Annotated in this window: 18 protein-coding genes and 1 pseudogene; 11 read left to right on the forward strand and 8 right to left on the reverse strand. The window is 64.9% G+C overall.

The annotated features are described in order from the left end of the window. Window positions 1-27 precede the first annotated feature (27 nt). On the forward strand, window positions 28-681 hold the full coding sequence (fsa, locus tag C7I85_RS06415) for a fructose-6-phosphate aldolase (RefSeq protein ID WP_106723148.1): 654 nt from the start codon (window positions 28-30) through the stop codon (window positions 679-681). Here fsa and C7I85_RS06420 read toward each other — a convergent pair. The 3 genes and pseudogenes from C7I85_RS06420 to leuS all read right to left on the reverse strand — a co-directional run bounded on the left by C7I85_RS06420 (window position 682) and on the right by leuS (window position 5,047). Continuing rightward, window positions 682-1,817 (reverse strand): annotated as a pseudogene (locus C7I85_RS06420) (AAA family ATPase). A gap of 52 nt (window positions 1,818-1,869) precedes the next feature. Further along, window positions 1,870-2,439 (reverse strand): hypothetical protein, encoded by a 570-nt coding sequence (locus C7I85_RS06425; protein WP_106723149.1) that lies wholly within the window; start codon window positions 2,437-2,439, stop codon window positions 1,870-1,872. Further along, entirely contained in the window at window positions 2,426-5,047 is a 2,622-nt protein-coding gene (gene leuS / locus C7I85_RS06430; protein ID WP_106723150.1) for a leucine--tRNA ligase, read from the reverse strand. Before leuS ends, C7I85_RS06425 begins: the two co-directional genes overlap by 14 nt. 142 nt (window positions 5,048-5,189) lie before the next feature. On the opposite strand from leuS, the gene C7I85_RS06435 reads away from it, so the two are divergent. Beyond that, window positions 5,190-5,852, forward strand: a complete 663-nt coding sequence (locus tag C7I85_RS06435) for a YggS family pyridoxal phosphate-dependent enzyme (RefSeq protein WP_106723151.1) — start codon at window positions 5,190-5,192, stop codon at window positions 5,850-5,852. A 6-nt stretch (window positions 5,853-5,858) separates the two neighbouring features. On the opposite strand, the gene C7I85_RS06440 is transcribed toward C7I85_RS06435, so the two are convergent. Next, window positions 5,859-6,767, reverse strand: a complete 909-nt coding sequence (locus C7I85_RS06440) for a LysR family transcriptional regulator (protein WP_106723152.1) — start codon at window positions 6,765-6,767, stop codon at window positions 5,859-5,861. Window positions 6,768-6,881: 114 nt separating this feature from the next. On the opposite strand from C7I85_RS06440, the gene C7I85_RS06445 reads away from it, so the two are divergent. From C7I85_RS06445 to C7I85_RS06455, 3 genes are all read left to right on the forward strand, one after another. Next, window positions 6,882-8,075, forward strand: coding sequence for an MFS transporter (locus tag C7I85_RS06445; RefSeq protein WP_106723153.1), 1,194 nt, complete (start codon window positions 6,882-6,884; stop codon window positions 8,073-8,075). A gap of 69 nt (window positions 8,076-8,144) precedes the next feature. Then, window positions 8,145-9,179, forward strand: a complete 1,035-nt coding sequence (locus tag C7I85_RS06450; RefSeq protein ID WP_106723154.1) for an aldo/keto reductase — start codon at window positions 8,145-8,147, stop codon at window positions 9,177-9,179. A 215-nt stretch (window positions 9,180-9,394) separates the two neighbouring features. After that, entirely contained in the window at window positions 9,395-10,444 is a 1,050-nt protein-coding gene (locus C7I85_RS06455) for an aldo/keto reductase (RefSeq protein ID WP_106723155.1), read from the forward strand. A 53-nt stretch (window positions 10,445-10,497) separates the two neighbouring features. Here the strand turns inward: C7I85_RS06455 and C7I85_RS06460 are convergent, their stop codons facing one another. After that, window positions 10,498-11,607 carry a branched-chain amino acid ABC transporter substrate-binding protein gene (locus C7I85_RS06460; RefSeq protein WP_106723156.1) on the reverse strand — a complete coding sequence of 370 codons (1,110 nt, stop codon included), beginning with the start codon at window positions 11,605-11,607 and terminating at the stop codon, window positions 10,498-10,500. Window positions 11,608-11,897: 290 nt separating this feature from the next. On the opposite strand from C7I85_RS06460, the gene C7I85_RS06465 reads away from it, so the two are divergent. Continuing rightward, complete coding sequence (locus C7I85_RS06465; RefSeq protein ID WP_106723157.1) at window positions 11,898-12,284, forward strand: hypothetical protein; 387 nt, start codon at window positions 11,898-11,900, stop codon at window positions 12,282-12,284. Window positions 12,285-12,292: 8 nt separating this feature from the next. Here the strand turns inward: C7I85_RS06465 and C7I85_RS06470 are convergent, their stop codons facing one another. Continuing rightward, the gene (locus C7I85_RS06470) at window positions 12,293-12,565 is read right to left on the reverse strand and encodes an usg protein (protein WP_106723158.1); all 273 of its coding nucleotides are present in this window, start codon (window positions 12,563-12,565) and stop codon (window positions 12,293-12,295) included. 313 nt (window positions 12,566-12,878) lie between these two features. On the opposite strand from C7I85_RS06470, the gene acs reads away from it, so the two are divergent. The 3 genes from acs to C7I85_RS06485 all read left to right on the forward strand — a co-directional run bounded on the left by acs (window position 12,879) and on the right by C7I85_RS06485 (window position 15,742). Continuing rightward, window positions 12,879-14,834: an acetate--CoA ligase gene (gene acs / locus C7I85_RS06475; RefSeq protein WP_106723159.1), complete on the forward strand. Its 1,956-nt coding sequence runs from the start codon at window positions 12,879-12,881 to the stop codon at window positions 14,832-14,834. Window positions 14,835-14,976: 142 nt separating this feature from the next. Then, complete coding sequence (locus tag C7I85_RS06480; RefSeq protein WP_106723568.1) at window positions 14,977-15,366, forward strand: MerR family transcriptional regulator; 390 nt, start codon at window positions 14,977-14,979, stop codon at window positions 15,364-15,366. Further along, window positions 15,338-15,742 carry a carboxymuconolactone decarboxylase family protein gene (locus tag C7I85_RS06485; protein ID WP_106723160.1) on the forward strand — a complete coding sequence of 135 codons (405 nt, stop codon included), beginning with the start codon at window positions 15,338-15,340 and terminating at the stop codon, window positions 15,740-15,742. The genes C7I85_RS06480 and C7I85_RS06485 overlap by 29 nt, the downstream gene beginning before the upstream one ends. A 283-nt stretch (window positions 15,743-16,025) precedes the next feature. Here the strand turns inward: C7I85_RS06485 and C7I85_RS06490 are convergent, their stop codons facing one another. Both C7I85_RS06490 and C7I85_RS06495 read right to left on the reverse strand, forming a co-directional pair. Then, complete coding sequence (locus C7I85_RS06490; RefSeq protein WP_245444835.1) at window positions 16,026-16,487, reverse strand: thermonuclease family protein; 462 nt, start codon at window positions 16,485-16,487, stop codon at window positions 16,026-16,028. Window positions 16,488-16,553: 66 nt separating this feature from the next. After that, window positions 16,554-16,781, reverse strand: a complete 228-nt coding sequence (locus C7I85_RS06495) for a DUF1674 domain-containing protein (protein ID WP_106723161.1) — start codon at window positions 16,779-16,781, stop codon at window positions 16,554-16,556. Window positions 16,782-16,888: 107 nt separating this feature from the next. On the opposite strand from C7I85_RS06495, the gene htpX reads away from it, so the two are divergent. Continuing rightward, complete coding sequence (gene htpX / locus C7I85_RS06500; protein WP_106723162.1) at window positions 16,889-17,902, forward strand: zinc metalloprotease HtpX; 1,014 nt, start codon at window positions 16,889-16,891, stop codon at window positions 17,900-17,902. Continuing rightward, the gene (locus C7I85_RS06505; protein ID WP_106723163.1) at window positions 17,893-19,296 is read left to right on the forward strand and encodes an RsmB/NOP family class I SAM-dependent RNA methyltransferase; all 1,404 of its coding nucleotides are present in this window, start codon (window positions 17,893-17,895) and stop codon (window positions 19,294-19,296) included. The genes htpX and C7I85_RS06505 overlap by 10 nt, the downstream gene beginning before the upstream one ends. Window positions 19,297-19,385 lie beyond the last annotated feature (89 nt).

The raw sequence follows: 19,385 nt of genomic DNA on the forward strand, positions 1-19,385 counted from the left end.
ACGCGAAAATTGCCAAGGAGACATACAATGAAGTTCTTCGTCGATACAGCCGACGTCAAGGAGATCCGAGAGCTCAACGATCTCGGCCTGCTCGACGGCGTCACCACCAATCCGTCGCTGATTCTCAAGTCCGGCCGCAACATCGCCGACGTCACCAAGGAAATCTGCGACATCGTCGACGGCCCGGTTTCGGCCGAGGTCACCGCCACCGAATTCTCCGAGATGATGAAGGAAGCGGCCGTCCTCTCCGAAATCGCCGACAACATCTGCATCAAGGTGCCGCTGACGCTCGACGGCCTCAAGGCCTGCAAGGCGCTGACCTCGCAAGGCCGCATGGTCAATGTCACGCTGTGCTTCTCCGCCAACCAGGCGCTGCTGGCCGCCAAGGCCGGTGCCACCTTCATCTCGCCCTTCATCGGCCGTCTAGACGACATGGGCTTCGACGGCATGGAAGTGATCGCCGAGATCCGCCAGATCTATGACAATTACGGCTTCGACACCGAGATCCTGGCGGCCTCGATCCGCACCGTCGACCACGTCAAGCGCGCGGCCCTGATCGGCGCCGACGTCGCCACCATTCCGCCGGCAACGCTGAAGGCGCTGGTCAAGCACCCGCTGACCGACAAGGGCCTTGAAATGTTCCTGGCCGACTGGGCCAAGACCGGTCAGAAGATCGCCTGATCAATCATCTCGGCCGGCGGGATAAAGCCCCGTCGGCCGCATGCCCTCGATCGTCGTCGCCCCGTCGACACGAATGACGGTCAGGGCCCGCGCCCCGGTGCGCTCCCTGCCAACCCCGCCAGATCGCGCGAATGCGTCACCACCCATAGCTGGGTGCGCTCGGCAGCCTTCGCAATCATGTCCGCCAGCGCCGGCAGCATCTGCGGATGCAGGCTGGCTTCCGGCTCGTTGAGCGCAATGAGCCTCGGCAGGCGATAGGACATCAGCGCGCCCGCAAGCGCCAGGAAGCGTATCTGCCCGTCAGACAATTCCTCCGGCCGGAACAGGCGCTGCGGAAATTCCGGTATCCTCAGCCCATAGCCCGCCGCTTCGCCGGGAACCGGCACTTCAAGCCTGGCACCACCCAACGCATCCGCGATCGAACGGTCGAGATCGACCGTGTCCCGCCGGATATGGACAAGCGTCGCGAACACCGCGGCGAGATTGCCGCCATCCTCGTCGAGCAGTGGCGAGGTCACCGCGAGCGCTGGCCGGCGGGCTGGCGAATCGCGGTCGGTTCGGAAACCGTGATAGAACCGCCAGCTCTGCACGGCCGCGCGCATGTCGCCGGCTTCCGGATAGCGGCCGGACGCGCCGAGCGCCGCGAGCGCCGTTTCCGAGTTCAGCATGCGCACCGGATGCTCCACGCGCCGCCCGTCGTCGTCGCGCGCAAACACTGCCGGGCCCCGCCGCGTCATCATCTCCACCGGCCGCCGGCCGGCTTCCAGAACAAGCGTCTCTTCCTTGATGTGCGGCTCGAAGGCAAAGCCTGCCGAGGCGGGCGGCGGCAGACCAATCTCGATCTCATAGGAGGACTTTATCGCCGTCTCGTCGTCCTCGAAATCGGCGCGCAGGATGACACGCACCGGCTGGCCGGCGCGGCGGGTGCCCGACCAGAGTGCGGACTGCATGCCGCCCTCGCGCGCGATCTCGTTGGCGAGCGTGCCGTCGGCAGCTGCCTTGATGAGTTGCAGGGCGCGGTAGAGGTTGGATTTGCCGACGCCGTTTTCGCCGACGAACAACCCGACCTGGCCGAGGTCGAGCCGGATCGATTTCAGCGAGCGATAGCCGGCAGCGGTGAGGGAAGTCAGTCGCATGGCGCGACCATAGAGCGATTCCGGCCCCGCGTCAGGGCCGGATCGCGGGGGATCAGTGCGGCCGCGACAGGTCCTGCGCGATCGCAAGCCTCAAGAGTTCGGCCAGTTCGCGCGCGGCGCGATCCTCGGCATTGATACGGGCGCGCAAGGCAGCGAACTCCTGGCGCGGAATGTCGAAGGCGGAAGCGATTTCGCGCTTGCCGATGGAAACGACCTTGTCGGTGCCGATCTCCTTCAGCGTGTAGTGCGAGGTGATCGCGATGGTCGCCGCCGTCGGCTCGTCCTCGGTCACACGCTGCACGATCGCCGAAGCCGTCTCACGCTCGGTAATGTCCAGATCGAGCGAATAGAGCGGATTTGCCGGCTGGCCGGCCCCGCCATTGAGCCCGAAGATCAGGTGATTGCGCACCTGCTGGGCATACCGCGTCTTCACCGGCTTGATCTCGATCGCGCGCAGCCCCGTCGTTGCCACGGCGGGCACGCCCGGCGCCACCGGCGCGGTGGAATAGAGCGGACGCACGGTGCAGGCGGAAGCGGCGGCCGCGGCCAGCAGGACGCCGGCCAGGGCAAGGTTGCGAGAGCGTTGGAACCGGGACTTCCGCGTCTGGTCAGGCAACGACATTGACGATCCTTTGCGGCACGACGATCACCTTGCGCGGCGCCTTCCCTTCGAGGGCCTTCTGGACGGACTCGAGCGCCAGTGCCGCCTTTTCGACGGCAACTTGATCTGCGTCGCGGGCGATTGTCAAATCCCCGCGCTTCTTGCCGTTGACCTGCACCGGATAGGTGAACTCGTTGTCCACTACCAGCGCCGGGTCGAACTGCGGCCACGGCCGCTCGGCCACCAGATCGGTACCGCCAAGCGTCGCCCAGCCTTCCTCGGCCAGGTGCGGCATGAAGGGGCCGACGAGATGCACGAGGATCTCGACCGCTTCGCGGGTCGCACCCTTCAGCGCGTCGTCACCCTTGCCCTCGGCGATCTCGCCCACCGGGCCCGACAGCGCGTTGGAAAGCTCGTAGATGCGGGCAATCGCACGGTTGAAGGCGAGCTTCTCGATGTCCTCGCCGACCGCCTTCAGCGCCTTGTGCGCTGCCTTCGACACGGCTCCCGCCGCGCCTTCGCCGGAGGATGCAGGCTTCACGCCAGCCAGCGATTCGCCTGCCATGGAGATGATGCGCCACACGCGCTGCACGAAGCGATGCGCGCCGGCGGCGCCGTCGTCGGTCCATTCCACGTCGCGCTCGGGCGGCGAGTCAGACAGCATGAACCAGCGCGCGGTGTCGGCGCCGTAGCCGTCGGTGATCTCTTCCGGGCTCACCGTGTTCTTCTTGGACTTCGACATCTTCTCGAGCGCGCCGATCGAAGCCGGCTTGCCGGTCGCGATCTCGATGGCGGTGCGCTCCGTGCCGTCGGTGTCCAGACGCACCTCGGTCGGTGCCAGCCAGCGGCCGTCGGCGGCCTTGTAGGTCTCGTGAACCACCATGCCCTGCGTGAACAGGCCCTTGAACGGCTCGGCGAGGTCGAGGTGGCCGGTCTCGCGCATGGCGCGGGTGAAGAAGCGCGAATAGAGCAGGTGCAGGATCGCGTGCTCGATGCCGCCGATATACTGGTCCACAGGCAGCCAGTCATTGGCGGCCTTGGGGTCGGTCGGCTCGTTTTCCCACGGCGCGGTGAAGCGGGCGAAATACCACGACGAATCGACGAAAGTGTCCATCGTGTCGGTCTCGCGGCGCGCATCCTTGCCGCATTTCGGGCACGTCACATGGCGCCAGCTGGCATGGCGGTCGAGCGGGTTGCCCGGCTTGTCGAAGTCGATGTCGTCGGGCAGCTTCACCGGCAGGTCGGCACGCGGCACCGGCACGGTGCCGCAGTCGTCGCAGTGGATCATCGGGATCGGGCAGCCCCAGTAGCGCTGGCGCGAAATGCCCCAGTCGCGCAGGCGGAACTGCACCTTGCGCTCGCCCACCGGGCGGTTGCCGATGGTCTGCTCGCCGAGACGGTTGGCGACATCCTCGAACGCCTGCTTGGGCGTCATGCCGTCGAGAAAGCGCGAATTGATCATCACGCCGTCGTCGGTATAGGCCTCTTCGGTGACCTGGAAGGTGGCCGCATCCGCGCCTTCCGGCATCACCACCGGCACGACCGGCAGGCCGTATTTGTTGGCGAAGTCGAGGTCGCGCTGGTCGCCCGAAGGGCAGCCGAAGATCGCGCCCGTGCCGTATTCCATCAGCACGAAGTTGGCGACATAGACCGGCAGCGTCCAGCTGTCGTCGAAGGGGTGGACGACGCGGATGCCGGTGTCAAAACCCTTCTTCTCGGCGGTTTCGAGAACCGCCACCGAGGTGCCCATGTGGTGCACTTCCTCGATGAAGGCGGCAAGCTCGGGGTTCTTCTCGGCGGCCTTCTTGGCCAGCGGGTGGTCGGCGGCAACCGCCATGAAGGAAGCGCCGAAGATCGTGTCCGGGCGCGTCGTATAGACTTCCAGCTCGGTCTCGCCGTTCGGCGCGGTGCCGTCGGCAATCGCCCAGCGGAGCAGCAGGCCCTCGGAGCGGCCGATCCAGTTGGACTGCATGGTGCGGACCTTCTCGGGCCACTCGGTCAGTCCTTCGAGCGAATCGAGCAGATCCTGCGCGAAGTCTGTGATCTTGAAGAACCACTGGGTCAGCTCGCGCTGTTCGACCAGCGCGCCCGAGCGCCAGCCGCGACCGTCGATGACCTGCTCGTTGGCAAGCACCGTCATGTCGACCGGATCCCAGTTGACCTTGGACGACTTGCGCGTGACCAGCCCCTTCTCGACCATGTCGAGGAACAGCATCTGCTGGCGGTGGTAGTAGTCGACGTCGCAGGTGGCGAATTCGCGGCTCCAGTCGATCGACAGGCCCATCACCTTCAGCTGCGCGCGCATCGTGGCGATGTTGTCGTAAGTCCAGTCCTTGGGGTGGACCTTGTTCTGCATCGCGGCGTTCTCGGCCGGCATGCCGAAGGCGTCCCAGCCCATCGGGTGCAGAACGTTGAAACCCTTGGCGCGCTTGTAGCGGGCCACCACGTCGCCCATCGTGTAGTTGCGGGTATGACCGATGTGGATGCGTCCCGACGGATAGGGGAACATCTCAAGCACGTAGTACTTCGGGCGCGGGTCGTCGTTCTTCGTTTCGAAGAGCTTCTTTGCATCCCAGGCCTTCTGCCATTTGGGCTCGGATGCGCGCGGATTGTATCGTTCGGTTGCCATCGGATGTTTTTCACTTAAAAGCGTGCATGGAACCGGGGCGAAAACCCGCGGTTCAGGAAATCGTCGTGGGTGTTCATCATGGATTCCCCAACCCGTCAACACCAGCAGGCGTCGGGCGGGCAAAAAGCAGCAGGGCCAGGGCATGGAAAAGTCGGTCGAACAGCTTCTTGAGGTCAGGCGCAAGATCGCCGCTGCCGAGCTTGAGGCGGACCGCCCGGAAGGCGCGGCAACGCTGGTCGCGGTGTCGAAAACCTTCGAGGCAGACGCCATCCGCCCGGTGCTCGAGGCCGGCCAGCGCGTCTTCGGCGAGAACCGCGTGCAGGAGGCGCAGGGCAAGTGGCCAGCGCTGAAGCAGGAATTTGCTGGCATCGAGCTGCATCTCATCGGCCCGCTGCAGTCCAACAAGGCCAAGGAAGCGGTTCAGCTGTTCGACGTCATCGAGACGGTCGACCGCGAGAAGATCGCCGCCGAGCTGGCCAAGGAGATTGTCAGGCAAGGCCGCGCACCAAAGCTCTATGTGCAGGTGAATACCGGCTCCGAGCCGCAGAAGGCTGGCATCGAGCCGCGCGAGGCGGTGGCGTTCGTCAAGCGCTGCCGCGAGGTTCACAATCTCGCGATTGAGGGCCTCATGTGCATCCCGCCGGTGGACGAAAACCCCGGCCCGCATTTCGCGCTGCTCGAAAAGCTGGCGCGGCAGGCTGGCGTCGAAAAGCTGTCGATGGGCATGTCGAGCGATTACGAGACGGCGGTCGCCTTCGGCGCAACCAGCGTTCGCGTCGGCTCGGCGATCTTCGGGGCGCGGTGACGCCCCTCAGCCCAGCGTAACGTTCTCAGACAGAAAATCGAGGAACGCGCGCACCCGCGCCGGCAAATATTTACCCTGGCCGACATAGATCGCGTGGGTGGCTTCCTCGTCGCCCGGATTGAACTCCTCCAGGATCGGCACCAGCCGGCCGGCGGCGATGTCGGGGTCGACATGCCAGCGCGCCAGGCGGGCGATGCCCGCGCCGGCAATCGCCATGCGCCGCATCGCTTCGCCATCGCTAACCACCACATTGCCGTTCGTCGGCACAATGACGCTCGCGCCGTTCGTATCCACGAAGGGCCAGCCATTGACGTGGCGCAGAAAGCCGAACTCCAGGCGCTCATGCGCGTCCAGATCGGCCGGAACCTTTGGAATGCCGCGGCGCTCCAGATAATCGGGTGCCGCCACCAGGACCATGCGGCTTTGCCCGAGCTTGCGCGCGACCAGGCTCGAATCGCTCAGCGGACCTGCCCGAATGGCCACGTCGGCGCGTTCCTCCATCAGGTCGATCACGTCGTCCGTCAGCACCACGTCGACGGATATCTCCGGATAGAGCTCAAAGAACCGCGCCACCAAACCGATCAGGCGGTGCTGGCCGAACGGCACATAGCTGTTGACCCGCAGCCTTCCACGCGGTGCCGCCCCGGACGCCGCCTCACGTTCCGCAGCCGACATGTCGGCCAGGATGCGCACGGCACTTGCATGGAACGCCACGCCTTCGGGCGTCAGCATGATCTTGCGCGTGGAGCGGCTGAGCAGCCGGGCTCCCAGCCGCGCCTCAAGCCGGGCGACGAGCTTGCTCACCGCCGAGGGCGTCATGCGCAGCGCCCGGGCGGCGGCCGAGAAGCTGCCCGCCTCGATCACGCGGACGAACACTTCCATCTCGCCGGAGCGGTTGATATCGGGCCTCGCCATTCGTGAATCTATTTCACAGAAAATGTTCCTTCCGCAAGGCTGGTTCACAATGGTTCGGCTGACGATCTATACCCACGGCGCCGGCTAGTGGCGTCGATCATCGCTGGAGCAATCATGCCTATCGCCCTTTATGCACTCGCCGCCGGCGCCTTCGGAATCGGCGTCACCGAATTCGTCATCATGGGCCTGCTGCTCGATGTCAGCGCCGATCTCGGCGTGTCGATCTCGGCGGCGGGCATGCTCATTTCCGGCTACGCCCTTGGCGTCGTCGTCGGCGCGCCACTGCTTGGTGCCATCGGCGGGCGCTGGTCGCACAAGACGCTGCTGATGGCGCTGATGGCGATCTTCACCATCGGCAATCTCGCCTGTGCGCTTGCGCCGGACTACTGGACGCTGATGGCCGCGCGCGTGCTTACCGCCTTTGCGCATGCCTCCTTCTTCGGCGTCGGCTCCGTGGTCGCCACAGGGCTGGTCGCATCCGACCGCAAGGCCTCGGCCATCGCCGTCATGTTCACCGGCCTTACGCTCGCCAACATCCTTGGCGTTCCCTTCGGCACCTGGCTCGGCCAGGCCTATGGCTGGCGCTCCACCTTCTGGGCGGTGACGCTGATCGGCATCGTCGCCTTGGCCGTCATCGCGCTTCTGGTCCCGGCCGACCGCAAGGGCGAGGAGCAGGACGAAGGCGGCGATAGCGCGCTCGCCGTGCTGACCCGCCGGCCCGTCCTGCTCGGCCTGCTGACCACCGTGCTGAGCTGGGTGGGTGTCTTTGCCGGCTTCACCTACATTGCGCCCATCCTGACCCGCATCACCGGCTTTTCCGAAGCGGCCGTTTCGCCGATCCTGCTGGTGTTCGGCGCGGGCCTGGTGGCCGGTAACCTGCTTGGCGGACGGCTGGCCGACCGGCGGCTGGTGCCCACCGTGATCGGCAGCCTGCTTGCGCTCTCGGCCGCGCTGTTCGTCCTGACCCTTGCGATCCATAGTCAGGTCCTGGCGGTCGTGGCGATCGGCCTCTTCGGCGCCGCCGCCTTCGCCACCGTCGCTCCGCTGCAGATGTGGGTGCTCAGCAAGGCCGCCGGCGCGGGCCAGGGGCTCGCATCCTCCTTCAACATCGCCGCCTTCAACCTCGGCAACGCCATCGGCGCCTGGCTCGGCGGCTACGTCATCGACCACGGACCGGGCCTCGGCTCGGTGACCTTCGTCGCCGGGCTGGTCCCGCTTTTGGCGCTGGCGGTGGCCTTTGGCGCCCTACGCCTCGAAAGGAGCGATGGCCGCCTTGCAACTGTCGGCGGCCCCAATGCGGCCGGGTAGCCGCCCTCACCCGCGGGCACTTAGTCGCCCGCGCCCTACCTCTCTCAACGCATGCACGGAGTACTGACCATGGAATACAGACGACTTGGCGCATCCGGCCTGAAGGTGCCGGCTCTTTCCTTTGGCACGGGCACTTTCGGTGGGTCCGGCCCGCTGTTCGGCCCCTGGGGTACCAGCGATGAGACTGAAGCGCGGCGGCTGGTCGACATCTGCCTCGAGGCCGGCGTCAACCTCTTCGACACCGCCGACGTCTATTCGGACGGCGCCTCGGAAGCGGTGCTTGGCGCGGCCATCAAGGGGCGCCGCGATCAGGTACTGATCTCCACCAAGACCTCCTTGCCCATGGGCGATGGACCCAGTGATGCCGGTTCCTCCCGCTCGCGGCTGATCAAGGCGGTCGAGGATGCGCTGCGGCGGCTTGGCACCGACTACATCGACCTTCTGCAACTCCACGCCTTCGACGCCGGCACGCCCATAGACGAGGTGCTGTCGACGCTCGATGTCCTCGTCCGCGACGGCAAGCTTCGCTATGTCGGCGTCTCGAATTTCTCCGGCTGGCAACTGATGAAGTCGCTGGCCCTTGCCGACCGGCACGGCTGGCCCCGCTACGTGGCGCACCAGGTCTACTATTCGCTCGTCGGCCGCGACTATGAATGGGAACTGATGCCGCTGGGGCTCGACCAGGGCGTCGGCGCACTGGTGTGGAGCCCGCTCGGCTGGGGCCGCCTTACCGGCAAGATCAGGCGCGGCCAGCCGCTGCCCGAGGGCAGCAGGCTTCACGACACCGCAAGCTTCGGGCCGCCGGTCGACGACGAGCAGCTCTACAGAATCGTCGACGTGATCGACGCGATATCCAAGGAAACCGGCAAGACGGTGCCGCAGATCGCGCTCAACTGGCTGCTCCAGCGCCCGACCGTATCTTCCGTCATCATTGGCGCGCGCAACGAGGAGCAGCTACGGCAGAACCTGGGAGCCATCGGGTGGTCGCTCACGAAGGAGCAGGTCGCACGCCTTGACGCGGCAAGCGAGGTCACCGCGCCCTATCCCTATTCTCCCTACCGGCGCCAGGAGGGATTTGCGCGGCTTAATCCGCCCGCCGTCTGATCGCAGCCCAGCGGAAACCGAAGCACATGAGAAAGGCCGGGATCTCTCCCGGCCTTTGCATCCAACATTCCGCCTCGACCAGCGCGACGAGGGCCTTGCGGTAACGCTCTGGGTCACAGGCTCGCAAATGCTGGCCCATCTGGAAACGAAACGATCCGTTCCTATTTGTTCGAAGTCAAAGACTTTCAGCAACTGGAAGCTTCCGGAGTCCTCCCATGCGATACAAGCAACTCGGCAATACGGGCCTGTTCGTCTCCGAACTGTGCCTGGGAACCATGACCTTCGGCCAGGCCGGGCAGAATGCCCAGTGGGGCCAGATCGCCAGCCTCGACCAGAAGGGCGTCGACGCGATCGTCCAGCGCTCGCTCGCTGCCGGCGTCAATTTCATCGACACCGCCGATGTCTATTCCTTCGGCCAGTCCGAGCACTTGCTCGGCCAGTCGCTGAAGAACCTCGGCATCGCCCGTGAGGAAGTCGTCATCGCCACCAAGGTACACGGCGCCATGGGCAACGGCCCCAATCAGCGCGGCTCCTCGCGCGGCCACATCATGGATTCGATCGACGGCAGCCTGAAGCGTCTGCAGACCGACCACATCGACCTCTACCAGCTGCACGGCACCGACACCGTGACGCCGATCGAGGAAACCCTGCGTGCGCTCGACGATCTCGTCGCCAGCGGCAAGGTCCGCTATGTCGGCGTGTCCAACTGGCAGGCCTGGCGCATCGCCAAGGCGCTGGGCGTCTCCGAGCGGCGCGGCTTTGCCCGCTTCGAAACTGTGCAGTCCTACTACTCGATCGGCGGCCGCGACCTCGAGCGCGAAATCGTGCCTCTGCTTCAGGAGGAAAAGCTCGGCCTCATGGTGTGGTCGCCGCTTGCCGGCGGCCTGCTGTCGGGCAAATACGGCCCCGGCGCGCCCGGCAACGGAGAGGGCCGTCGCGCCAGCTTCAATTTCCCGCCGGTCAACGAGGACCGCGCCTGGGCGGCTGTCGCGGCGATGCGCGAGATCGCCGCCAAGCACAATGTCTCGGTCGCCACGGTTGCGCTCGGCTATGTGCTGGCAAAGCCCTTCGTGATGAGCGTCATCATCGGCGCATCGAGCCTGGCGCAGCTCGACCAGAACCTCGCCTCGACCGATCTTGCGCTCGATGAAAGCGACATCGCCCGCCTCGATGAGGTCAGCGCCTTGCCTTCGGAATATCCGGGCTGGATGCTGGAGCGCCAGGATGCCGGCCGCCGCCCTGCGCCATTCTCGGCCAGGGCCTAAAAGCAAAAGGGCCGGAGTCTCTTCCGGCCCTTTCCAATCACGCTTCGAAGAACTCAGTCCGCCGAGACGATCTTGCCGCCTTCCCATTTGAACAGCGAGAAGCTCGGCGAGGACAGGTCGCCATTTTCGCCGTAGGTCAGCTTGCCGATTGCCGTCTGGATCGGCTCGCCCGACTTGATCGCGGTTGCGACAGCGGCCGGATCGTCGGCCTTGCCGGCCTTTTCGATGCCCGCCTTGAGAACCTGCACGGCGGCATAGGCGTTCAGCGTGAAGGCTTCCGGCGGAATGCCCTTGTCCTTCAGCACCTGCACGGCTTCGGCCGAATCCGAATTCTTCAGCGCGTCGGTGGCGTTGGTGAAGAGCGTGCCGGCAGCGGCCTCATTGCCGATGGCCCAATACTCGGTGTTGGAAAGACCTTCGCCGCCGATGATCTGCGCCTTCACGCCGCCATCAGCGAGCTGGCGGGCAAGCAGGCCGCCCTCAGGGTGGTAGCCGCCGAAATAGATGACCTCCGCACCGTCCTTCTTCAGACGGCCGACGAGCGCGGTATAGTCCTTGTCGCCGGGCGTCAGGCCTTCATAGAGCACCTCGGTCACACCGCCGGCATTGAGGCCCGCCTTGAACGCATTGGCCAGGCCCATGCCGTAGGTGCCCTTGTCGTGAATGATCGCAACCTTCTTGTCCTTCAGATGCTCGAGGACGTATTTGGCGGCGACTTCGGCCTGCTGGTCGTCGCGGCCGCAGGTGCGCAGTATGTTGGTCAGGCCGCGATTGGTGAGATCGGGCGCGGTCGCGGTCGGGGTCACCATCAGCACGCCGTTCTCGGCGAGGACGTCAGAAGCGGGGATCGCCACGCCCGACGTCACCGGGCCGACGACATAGTGCACGTCATTGCCGACCAGATTGTTGGCGGCCGACACGCCCTGCTTGGGATCGCCCGCGTCGTCGGCGAGCTTCAGCACGACCTTTTCGCCAAGGATGCCGCCATTCTTGTTGATGGTGTCGACGGCGGCTTCCGCGCCGTTCTTGACCTGATCGCCATAGGCAGCCACGGGGCCGGTGAGCGGCGCAATCAGGCCGATCGTGATATCGGCGCGGGCCGATGCAGCGACGACCAGGGACGCGGCGAAAGCAACGCCGGCAAGTAATTTCTTCGTGTTCACGTCAATCCTCCTCAAGCGAACCTCGGGAACTCCAAGTAGAAACCTTCGGATTCGACCGAAAGCCTGACTCGGCGCATAGCCATTGATTGCCGCCTTGGCAATCGGCCAGACAAGACAAGCTGATTGGCTCGCCAGGCAGTCTAGCATGAACTGAGCGAAGACGTTCCCGGCGCCAAGTAAATTTGACCCAGCGTCAATACAACACATGGAAAACGGAGCCCGCGCACCCAATCTCCGGTAAAGCACCCACGCGACGGACGGGCCGCCTTTGCGATGCGAAGGAGGGCATCATGAACAAATACCCTGTCCACACGACGGACCGCCTCCACCCCTTCGTCTATGCCGCCCTGGTTGCGCTCGCGGCCTTCTATGTCATGGCGGCATGGATCGGCTTTGGCGCGGGCGAAAACACCGACTATCTGCTCGCCGTCATGACGGCCTTCTTCGTCATGATCGTGGTGCTGCCGACCATCGTCTGGCACACCTGGCGCGCACAACGCCGGCGCCGCGCACCGCATGAGAAGATACCGACATTTTCGGAATGGGCCTCCGAGCAATTCTACACCAGCCGGGACCATATGAGCGGTACGTCGGCTGCCATCCAGGTATTGCTGCCCATAGCCGCGGTTGCCTTCGGCATGCTCGCCTTCGCCATTGTCGCGCGGCTGTCTGGCTGAAAACGCCGTCAGTGCAGCACGAACTCGCCCTTCACATTGCGCCATTCGTTCGGCGCGATCAGCAGCCTGTGCGTGTAGCGCACCGAATGCAGCGGCCCGTCCAGCCGGCTCGTCCAGAACCTGATGAATTTGAACAGGCCCGGGAATTCCGGCGCCAGGTCGTAATCCTGCCAGACGAAGGTCTGCAACAGATGGGGATGATCGGGCATGTGGTAGAAAAACTGCGCCGTGGTCAGCCCGTACCCCTTCAGCATCAGTTCCAGTTCGGAAACGTCGCGCATGGCTCTCACCCGCTTACAACCGTCCCCTCTAATATAATCAGTCTTGTGCCAGGATGCTTAACCCGACATGAACGCCAGAGCACCGACGGATCAATTTTCGCTCACAAAATCAGGAGCTTGGCAGCACTCAGCGCATTGAGTGCCAGCGCCCATGCGTGAGGCCCATCGCTACCGCCTTTTGTTCGAAGCCGGGCAAATCCAAGGTCTAATATTGTCCCCCACGGCGGAATGATATTAATTCGAACCGAACATCTGTGCGCCCACCTGCGCAGCGGGCCCCTTTCAGGCGGTCCGACACTTCTGGGGAGAAAAAATGTCCGACGAGAAAGTCTACCGCGTTCAGCCGGCGTGGAAGAAAAATGCGCTGATCGACAATGACACCTATCTCAAATGGTATGCCGACAGCATCAAGAATCCGGACAAGTTCTGGGGCAAGCACGGCAAGCGGATCGACTGGTTCAAGCCCTTCACCAAGGTCAAGAACGCCTCCTTCACCGGCAAGGTATCGATCAAGTGGTTCGAGGACGGCGTCACCAACGTCTCCTACAACTGCATCGACCGGCACCTGAAGAAGCGCGGCGACCAGACCGCCATCATCTGGGAAGGCGACAACCCCTACGACGACAAGAAGATCACCTATAACGAGCTTCACGAGCGCGTCTGCCGCCTCGCCAATGTGCTGAAGAAGCACGGCGTCAAGAAGGGCGACCGCGTCACCATCTACATGCCGATGATCCCCGAGGCGGCCTATGCGATGCTCGCCTGCACGCGCATCGGCGCCATCCATTCGGTGGTCTTCGGCGGCTTCTCGCCCGACGCGCTGGCCGGCCGCATCGTCGACTGCGAATCGACCTTCGTCATCACCGCCGACGAGGGCCTGCGCGGCGGCAAGGCCGTTCCGCTGAAGGAAAACACCGACAAGGCCATCGACATCGCCGGCCGCCAGGGCGTGATCGTCAAGAACGTTCTGGTGGTGCGCCGCACCGCCGGCAAGATCGCCTGGTTCGCCAATCGCGACCGCTGGTACCACGAGGAGACCGCCTCGGTTAAGCCGGACTGCAAGCCCGAAAAGATGAAGGCGGAGGACCCGCTGTTCATCCTCTACACCTCCGGCTCGACCGGCAAGCCCAAGGGCGTGCTGCACACCACCGGCGGCTATCTCGTCTACGCGTCGATGACCCACCAGTACGTCTTCGACTACCATGACGGCGACGTCTACTGGTGCACGGCCGATGTCGGCTGGGTCACCGGCCACAGCTATATCCTCTATGGTCCGCTCGCCAACGGCGCCACCACGCTGATGTTCGAGGGCGTGCCGAACTATCCGTCGGCCTCGCGCTTCTGGGACGTGGTCGACAAGCACCAGGTCAACATCTTCTACACCGCCCCCACCGCCATCCGCGCGCTGATGGGCGCGGGCGACGACCACGTCAAGAAGACCTCGCGCAAGAGCCTGCGCGTGCTCGGCTCGGTGGGTGAGCCGATCAATCCCGAGGCCTGGGAGTGGTACTTCAACGTCGTCGGCGAGAAGAAGATACCGATCGTCGACACCTGGTGGCAGACCGAGACCGGCGGCATCCTGATCACCCCGCTGCCAGGCGCCACCGACCTCAAGCCCGGCTCGGCGACGCGTCCGTTCTTCGGCGTCGTGCCGCAGCTGGTCGACAATGAGGGCAAGGTGCTGGAGGGCGCGGCCGACGGCAATCTCTGCATCACCGAATCCTGGCCGGGCCAGATGCGGACGGTCTATGGCGACCACGAGCGCTTCATCCAGACCTACTTCTCCAACTACAAGGGCAAGTATTTCACCGGCGACGGCTGCCGCCGCGACGCCGACGGCTACTTCTGGATCACCGGCCGCGTCGACGACGTCATCAACGTCTCGGGCCACCGCATGGGCACGGCCGAGGTCGAGTCGGCGCTGGTCAGCCACGACAAGGTGTCCGAGGCCGCCGTCGTTGGCTATCCGCACGACATCAAGGGCCAGGGCATCTACAGCTATGTCACGCTGATGGCCGGCGTCGAAGCCACCGAGGACCTGCGCAAGGAACTCGTAGCCCATGTGCGCAAGGAGATCGGTCCGATCGCCTCGCCCGACAAGATCCAGTTCGCGCCCGGCCTGCCCAAGACGCGTTCCGGCAAGATCATGCGCCGCATCCTGCGCAAGATCGCCGAGGACGATTTCGGCTCGCTGGGCGACACCTCGACGCTTGCCGATCCGGCGGTGGTCGACGACCTGATCGAGCACCGGCAGAACAAGAAGGGCTGATCCAGCTTCCGATCCTGTCAAGGCGCCTCGCTCGATCCGAGCCGGGCGCCTTATTCATGTCGCCCACCGCGAAATGAACCCTTGACTTAGAGTGTACTCGAAGCCCTAGCTTGCCTGGCGTCGAGACGAAACAGGGTTGTTCATGAAGATCGGCGAACTGGCAAAACGCAGTGGGCTGACGGCATACACGATCCGCTATTACGAGCGGATCGGGCTGTTGCCTTATGCGGATCGCGACCGCTCGAGCCAGCGCGACTACGACGCATCCATCCTGACCTGGATCGAATTTCTCGGCCGCCTCAAGGCGACCGGGATGCCGATCCGCGAAATGCTGCGCTACGCGGCGCTGCGTGAACAAGGCGCGGCAACCGAAGCCGAACGCCGCGCACTTCTGGAAAAGCACCGCGACCGGGTTTACGCCAACCTGACGGAACTTCAGGCCAATCTCCTCGTCCTCGACAACAAGATCGCCGGCTATGCCGCAGCAGAACAGAGGATAGAAAATGGTCACTCTCACAGAAAAGCCCGATAGCGAAACCCGGTACGACCGCGGCTTGCGCGCGCTGGCTGAAATCGACGGCCATGGCGGCCAGCAGGTGGTGGACGCGCTTGCCGACATCGCCCCCGACTTCGGCCGTTATCTCATCGAGTTCCCCTTCGGCGACATCTATTCGCGCCCCGGCCTCGATCTGAGGTCGCGCGAGATCGCCACCATCGCGGCGCTCACCGCGCTCGGCACCGCCCAACCGCAGCTGAAGGTCCATATCCAGGCCGGACTCAACGTCGGCTTGAGCCGCGTCGAGATCGTAGAGACGATCATGCAGATGGCCGTCTATGCCGGGTTCCCGGCAGCACTCAACGGCCTGTTTGCAGCCAGGGAGGTCTTTGCCGCAAACGAAGCGGCCTGACGACTGCTGCAATTTGTCTCTTGCCAAGCCGCAACGGTGTTCCCACATTGGGCCGCATGTGCAACCAATTGAAAGGAGGTGATCCGATGTCGAGTGATTTCGTTTTCCAGCGTGAGGTCTCGGCGGATTGCCTTCGCGGGGAGCAGCCTCTCCGTTGAAGTGCATGACGTGCGGCAGGCCAGCCCTCACGGGCCCTTGCTGACGACCGCACGCCGGACGAAAGAACGGGGCCGCCAGCTTCGCAAGAAGCGGCGGCCTTTTCTTTTGCGCGAAAGGTTTCCGATCAGCCGCACCAGCCGTCGCGGTGGCCGCCCCAATAGGGCCGCGCCAACCCGAGATGGAGCATGATCGGCCCCACCTGCTCGCCGTCGCGCGTGACGACGTCGGCCAGCACGCGGCCGTAATATTTGGCGCTGCCTATATTGGAGATCGACACCTCGCCGCCCTGCAGCAGCTCGGCCAGCACATCCCGCGCCTCGAGCGCGGCTGAATGCTCGGTGGCGCAGCGGCTCTTCATCTCCGGCGCGTCGATGCCCCGTATGCGGATATTCATGCGGATCGTCTGGCCCGGCCAGACATGGGCGTCCGCGACAAATGTGTCGCCGTCCAGAACCTCGACGACGCTAGCCGCCACCGGCCCCGCAAAGTCCTTGCCAGCCAAAGCGGGCATCATGCCAAGGCCGGACGCCGCCAGCAGGCTGGCGGGCAGCACGCGCATCACCTTGGCGAATCGTCGCGATTCCATGCCAAGGCATTTATTCCTATTTCAATGATAGCGCAACGCAGGGCGGCCGCCCCGGCGCGCCCGCCCTCAAAAATCGGCGGCGATGCCCTTGATCTCCCAGTCGCCGTAGCGCACCGGCTCCTTGCCGCCGCGTCCGCCCAATTCGCGCGGCACGGCCGCCTCCTGTTCGAGATAGGCCTTGCGGCGGGCTTCGGCCTCCTTCAGCGCGCGTTCGGCCGCCGGCGTCAGTTTCTTCGGTTCGGGCGTGGCCTCGGCGGCCTCCGTTTCGACCCCTTTTGTGAGCTGTTCGGCCATGGAAACTCCTGGCTATGTGATTGAAACCTGACGGGTTGCTACCCATCATATAGCGAAACATGGAGCGGGGATCGACCCGTTCCGCCGGCCCCCGAAAGGAGACCTCGATGAACATTATCCGCACCGCCATGCTGCTGGCCTTCATGACCGCACTGTTCATGGCGGTCGGCTATCTGATCGGCGGCGCTCACGGCATGTTGATCGCCTTCCTGGTCGCCGCCGCAATGAACCTCTTCAGCTACTGGAATGCTGACAAGATGGTTCTGCGCATGAACAACGCGGTCGAGGTCGACGAGCGCAGCGCCCCCGAATACTACGCCATCGTGCGCGAGCTGGCTCGCCGCGCCGGCCTGCCGATGCCCAAGGTCTATCTCATCGACAACCCGCAGCCCAATGCATTCGCCACCGGCCGCAATCCGCAGAACGCCGCGGTTGCCGCCAGCACCGGCCTGCTTGAGCGCCTGTCGCATGAGGAGGTGGCGGGTGTCATGGCGCATGAGCTTGCCCATGTGCAGCACCGCGACACGTTGACCATGACGATCACCGCCACGATTGCCGGCGCCATCTCCATGCTCGCCAATTTCGCCTTCTTCCTCGGCGGCGGCAACCGCGAAAACAACAACCCGCTCGGCATGGTGGGCATGCTGGTGGCGGTGCTCGTTGCCCCGTTTGCCGCCATGCTGGTGCAGATGGCGATCAGCCGCACGCGCGAATATTCCGCCGACCAGCGCGGCGCCGAGATCTGCGGCCAGCCGCTCTGGCTGGCTTCTGCCCTTGACAAGATCGCTCGCAACGTCGAACGCATCCCCAATCCCGAAGCAGAGCGCAATCCCGCAATGGCGCCTCTCTTCATCATCAATCCGCTATCCGGCGAGCGTATGGACAATCTGTTTTCCACCCATCCCAACACCGAAAACCGCATTGCCGCGCTCGAAGAGATGGCGCGCAAGGGCATGGGCAGCGGCGGCATGACCAGCCGCGATGTCAATGCTCGGCCGAGCGCCGCACGCGACACCACTCCGCGCGGCGAAAGCGGGCCCTGGGGCGCATCGAAGCCTTCCGAGCCCGATTCGGGACCGTGGGGACGTAAACCCACCGGGCCGAAGGGTCCCTGGTCGTGAGCGTGGACGAGCGGCGGCGCACGAAACCGAAGAAGTCATTTTCCAAACCGGCCGCTTCCGACCGCGAGGACGGCAACGGTACGCCCGGCCTTGCCGCGCGCAAGGCGGCGGCCAAGCTGCTGGCTGCGGTCATCGACGCGCATACCTCGCTTGACGGGCTGACCGACCATGACCACGGCCATCCGCAGTTCCGCGCGCTCGACATGCGCGATCGCGGGCTGGTACGCGCCATTCTGGTCACGGCGCTGCGCTATCGTCGCACCATCGGCAACCTGATCGCAGCGCGGCTGGAGCGGCCGCTGCCGACCAATGCCACGGCACTTTCGCACATCCTCAATGTGGCGGCTGCCCAGATCCTGTTCCTCGACATTCCCGACAGCGCCGCCGTCGACCTTGCCGTCACCCACGCCAAGGCCGACCCGCGCACGGCCCGCTTTTCCGGCCTGGTCAACGGCGTGCTGCGCGCAATCGCCCGCGGCAAGGAGGCAGAGCTTCCGGCCATGCTGGCGCGCACGCAGGATGCGCCCGACTGGTTCGCCGGTCGCCTCGTCGACGCCTATGGCGCGGACACCGCCGCGCGTATCCTCGACATCCAGCGCATCGAGGCCCCGGTCGATTTCACCGTGAAATCCGACCCCGAGGGCTGGGCGCAAAAGTTCGGCGGCATCGTGCTGCCCACGGGCTCTGTGCGCGTTTCCCGGCTTCCCGCCGACGTGCCCGACCTGCCCGGTTTTACCGAAGGCGCCTGGTGGGTGCAGGATGCCGCAGCCGCCCTGCCCGCGCGCCTGTTCGGCGATGTCGCGGGCCTGCATGTCGCCGACCTCTGCGCCGCCCCCGGCGGCAAGACGGCTCAGCTTCTCGCTGCCGGCGCACGTGTCACGGCAATCGACAGCTCGAAGAACCGTCTGGCGCGGCTGGAACAGAACCTCGCGCGCCTAGGCTATTCGGCCAAGACCGTGCAGGCCGACATTCTGCGCTTCGAGCCGGAAGAACTGTTCGACGCGGTGCTGCTCGACGCGCCCTGCTCGTCCACCGGCACCGTTCGCCGGCACCCCGACGTGCCCTGGACCAAGACGCCCGAGGACATCGCCAAGCTCGCCGACCTGCAAAGCCGGCTGCTTGCGCGCGCCGTCTCGCTGGTCAAGCCCGGCGGCCGCATCATCTTTTCCAACTGCTCGCTCGACCCGCTGGAGGGCGAGGAGATGCACGCCGCCTTCCTCGCCACGCCGGGTGTCGCGGACGATCCCATCCGGCCCGGCGAGATCGCGGGCGTTGACGCATTCCTGACGCCGAAGGGGCAGCTCCGCACCACGCCGGCCGACATGGACATGGGGTCGCAGGACCTTTCAGGACTGGACGGATTCTTCGCCGCCCGGCTACAACGCGTGTCCTGATTCGAAACAACAGCACGACGTGCCCAAGGCCGGAAACGATCGTTTCCGGCGCTGAGGCCTTGCAACTATAGAAATATCGGCAGTTGTAG

Origin of the sequence: Pseudaminobacter soli (ex Li et al. 2025), from assembly GCF_003012705.1 — a bacterium.
Taxonomy (GTDB): domain Bacteria; phylum Pseudomonadota; class Alphaproteobacteria; order Rhizobiales; family Rhizobiaceae; genus Pseudaminobacter; species Pseudaminobacter soli.